The following is a 3,095-nucleotide window of genomic DNA, read 5'->3' as shown; positions in this document are numbered from 1 at the left end:
TGTCGGGCGTAATGATAGCCACTCGCCGGGCCAAGCTCTCGACTGCTTCCCAGTCGAATGTAATCCCCACGCCAGGCTCCTCGCTTGGCTTCATTTTGCCATCGACGGGAACCGGGCAGTCCCGCAGCAGAGCGTCAAAAGGGTCCGCGCCAGACTCTTGCGGGATGATTTCGACCGCTTCAACGTTTGGAAAGGCGCATGCCAAGTGGACGTGAAGAGGGGGGAACACATGCGGCAGGACTGTTTTGCCGGCAGCCGCCGCGACGTGAATTGCCTCGATGGCGCCTGTCAAACCGCCGCAGGTGGTCGCGTCCACCCGCAAGATATCGATGCCGCCCACGAGATCGGAAAAGGCGCGCGGGCCGAACACATCTTCACCCGCGGCCAAGGGCGTCGTTATCTGGCGATGCAGTTCGTGAGTTAAGCGCCAGTCGGAGGCGGCGAATGGGTCTTCGAGAAAATTCAAACCCAATTGGTCTAGCTCGCGGCAGAGGCGCTTCGCCTCGGTCAACGTGTTCCAGGTCCAATGGGCGTCGGCTCCGATGCGGCCCGGCATTTTTGCCGTCACGGCAGAGGCGTACTCACGATCGAACAATGGATCGTCGCCCTTCAACATGATCTTTACGCGCTGATAGCCCGCGTCGCGAAGACCGCCCACTTCTTCGACGACGTCGGCGATCGAGCGCCGGTCCATGTAGTAGCCGGCGACGACCGTGATCTCCGTTTGTTTGCGTAACCCGCCAAGCAGCCGGAACAGCGGCAGATTGGCCTGCTTACAGGTGATATCCCACAAGCCGATATCCAATAGACTGAGACCGCGAGTGAGGGCGGCGCGCCCGGGAACATTGAACTGCTCCAGGTTGAACATCAATTCGCGGCGCATGGATACATCGCCGCCAAGGACACGGCGCGCCATCTGGCTCGCGGTCTCAAACAGCGGCGTTCCACGCGGATAGCCGAGAGCTTCTCCGAAGAGACCGGATTCAGTTTCGATGCGGATGGCAATATAATCGCGGGTGCGGATTTCGACTGGACCAAGCCGCAGGACGTGCGGGAGGGGCATGGGACATTCGGCAATGAGGACGCGCGAAATCTGCATTCTGCTATCTCTTGAAATCATCGGGTCATGATATAGATATCACAGAATGACAAATTCTCCCTCAACCGGCTTGCCCGGTCTGCGAGGAACGGAGCATGTCGGATTCACGGTGCCTGACCTAGAGGAGGCAACGTCGTTTTTTGTCGACGTGATCGGCTGCGAGTTCGTTTTCGAAATCGGTACTTTCGTTGCCGACGGCGATTGGATGGCGACGCACTTAAACGTCGATCCTCGCACCATTATGCGAAAGCTGCGTTTCTTTCGCTGTAAGTATGGGCCTAACTTCGAGATCTTTCAATACGAAGCACCGGGACAAAAGAACGAACCGCCGAAAAACAGCGATGTGGGCGGTCACCATCTGGCTTTTTATGTCGAGGATTTGGATGCAGCGGTTGCGTACTTAAAGACTAAAGGCGTTCGACTGATGGGCGAGCCGACGTCGCGGACGGCGGGACCGAATGCCGGGCAGAGATGGATCTATTTTGCCGCTCCCTGGGGCATGCAGTTCGAGTTGGTGAGTTTCCCGGACGGTAAAGGATATGAGAAGACGACCCCTCTGCGTCTTTGGCATCCCGCTAAACCTGCCGAGTAATCTGGTGAGGATCGTTCGGATGCGAGGCCAGCGGATGAACAGTAATGCTTAGGTACGGAAAGAGCGGCAGCGAGGCGAGCGCTTCGTGCAGTTCATCGATGGACGATGCGACCCATATGCCCCAGTTAGCACGCCGGCCCGGCACACGCCATAGGCGCCGCAGAACTCCGGCCTCAGCCAACTGGCGTGCGCGCTCCGCTTCTTTCGCGAGGAGTTCATTGCCGCTTTCTATCCGAGCGGTCACTTCCATGTGAACAAGAAAATCCATTGAATTGAACTTACTATGTTGACCGCTATCCGATGGGCAACTCTGCTGCTCGCCGCCCGGTATACCACTTGGAGCGATTACGGCGGGACTGCGGATTCAATGCAGTACTCCGCACTCAAACAGATCGACAAATCGAATGTGCATTCGCTGGAATTGGCCTGGTCGTATCCGGCGGCTGGCACGAGCAGCCGTTTTGGCGCGAGTCCATTGATTGCAGGGGGAATGATTTATCTCCGCGACGCGGACAATTCCCTGGTGGCGCTCGATGCAGCCAGCGGAAAGAAGATTTGGAACCATCCGGTGGAAGGAAACCCAACGGACCGCGGGCTGAATTATTGGGAAAGCAAGGATCGCTCCGACCGAAGGCTGATCTTTGCAGCCAACAGCTTTTTGCAGGAGATCAATGCGAATACCGGGATAACAATCAATACCTTCGGCAATGACGGGCGAGTCGATTTAAGGGAGGGATTGGGCCGCGATCCGAAGACCATCCGGAATATTCAATCTGGTACGCCGGGGAGGGTTTTTGAAAATCTGATTATTCTGGGCTCGGCGACCGGCGAAGGATATGGCTCGGCTCGCGGCGACATCCGGGCATATGATTTGCTGAGTGGAAAACTGATCTGGACGTTCCATACGATTCCGCAACCTGGTGAGTTCGGATACGAGACGTGGCCGAAGGACGCCTGGACGTACGGCGGAGGAACGAACACATGGGGCGAGATCTCGATTGACGAGAAGCGCGGTATCGCGTACTTTCCGCTTGGTTCTCCTACCTACGATTTTTATGGAGCGGACCGGATCGGTAAAAACCTGTTTGGGGATTGCCTGCTCGCGCTGGATGCGCGGACGGGAAAGAGGCTGTGGCATTTCCAGCTTGTGCATCACGACCTTTGGGATTACGATCCGACGGCCGCTCCCAAACTGCTGACCGTGCAGCACGATGGCAAGCCGGTCGATATCGTGGCGGAGCCGACGAAGTTTGGATTTGTGTATGTGTTCAACAGAGTGACGGGCGAGCCGCTGTGGCCGATTGACGAGCGGCCCGTGCCGAAGAGCGACGTGCCGGGCGAAGAGTCATGGCCGACGCAGCCGTTTCCGACAAAACCGCCGCCATTCGCGCGGCAGAAATTCAC

General features: G+C 57.5%; 4 protein-coding genes. 2 read left to right on the top strand and 2 right to left on the bottom strand.

What is annotated here, in order from left to right; all coding sequences use genetic code 11:
• The coding region (locus tag VGK48_15335; GenBank protein ID HEY2382548.1) for a mandelate racemase/muconate lactonizing enzyme family protein at nucleotides 1–1,120 on the bottom strand (1,120 nt) is incomplete at its 3' end.
• 25 nt (nucleotides 1,121–1,145) lie between these two features.
• On the opposite strand from VGK48_15335, the gene VGK48_15330 reads away from it, so the two are divergent.
• Entirely contained in the window at nucleotides 1,146–1,691 is a 546-nt protein-coding gene (locus VGK48_15330) for a VOC family protein (GenBank protein ID HEY2382547.1), read from the top strand.
• Here the strand turns inward: VGK48_15330 and VGK48_15325 are convergent.
• Nucleotides 1,675–1,959, bottom strand: coding sequence for a muconolactone Delta-isomerase family protein (locus VGK48_15325; protein HEY2382546.1), 285 nt, complete (start codon nucleotides 1,957–1,959; stop codon nucleotides 1,675–1,677). The genes VGK48_15330 and VGK48_15325 overlap by 17 nt on opposite strands.
• A 15-nt stretch (nucleotides 1,960–1,974) precedes the next feature.
• Here VGK48_15325 and VGK48_15320 point away from each other — a divergent pair.
• A partial coding sequence (locus tag VGK48_15320; GenBank protein HEY2382545.1) for a PQQ-binding-like beta-propeller repeat protein occupies nucleotides 1,975–3,095 on the top strand: 1,121 nt, incomplete at its 3' end.

The sequence above is a fragment of the Terriglobia bacterium genome, assembly GCA_036496425.1.
Classification (GTDB): Bacteria; Acidobacteriota; Terriglobia; order 20CM-2-55-15; family 20CM-2-55-15; genus 20CM-2-55-15.
The sequence above is the reverse complement of the archived record's forward strand: the minus strand, read 5'-3'. Positions and strand labels throughout refer to the sequence as shown.

Bases quoted from the DNA above. Each gene is read 5' to 3' on its own strand.
- VGK48_15330 (HEY2382547.1), top strand. From the start codon at position 1,146: ATGACAAATTCTCCCTCAACCGGCTTGCCCGGTCTGCGAGGAACGGAG.
- VGK48_15325 (HEY2382546.1), bottom strand. From the start codon at position 1,959: ATGGATTTTCTTGTTCACATGGAAGTGACCGCTCGGATAGAAAGCGGC.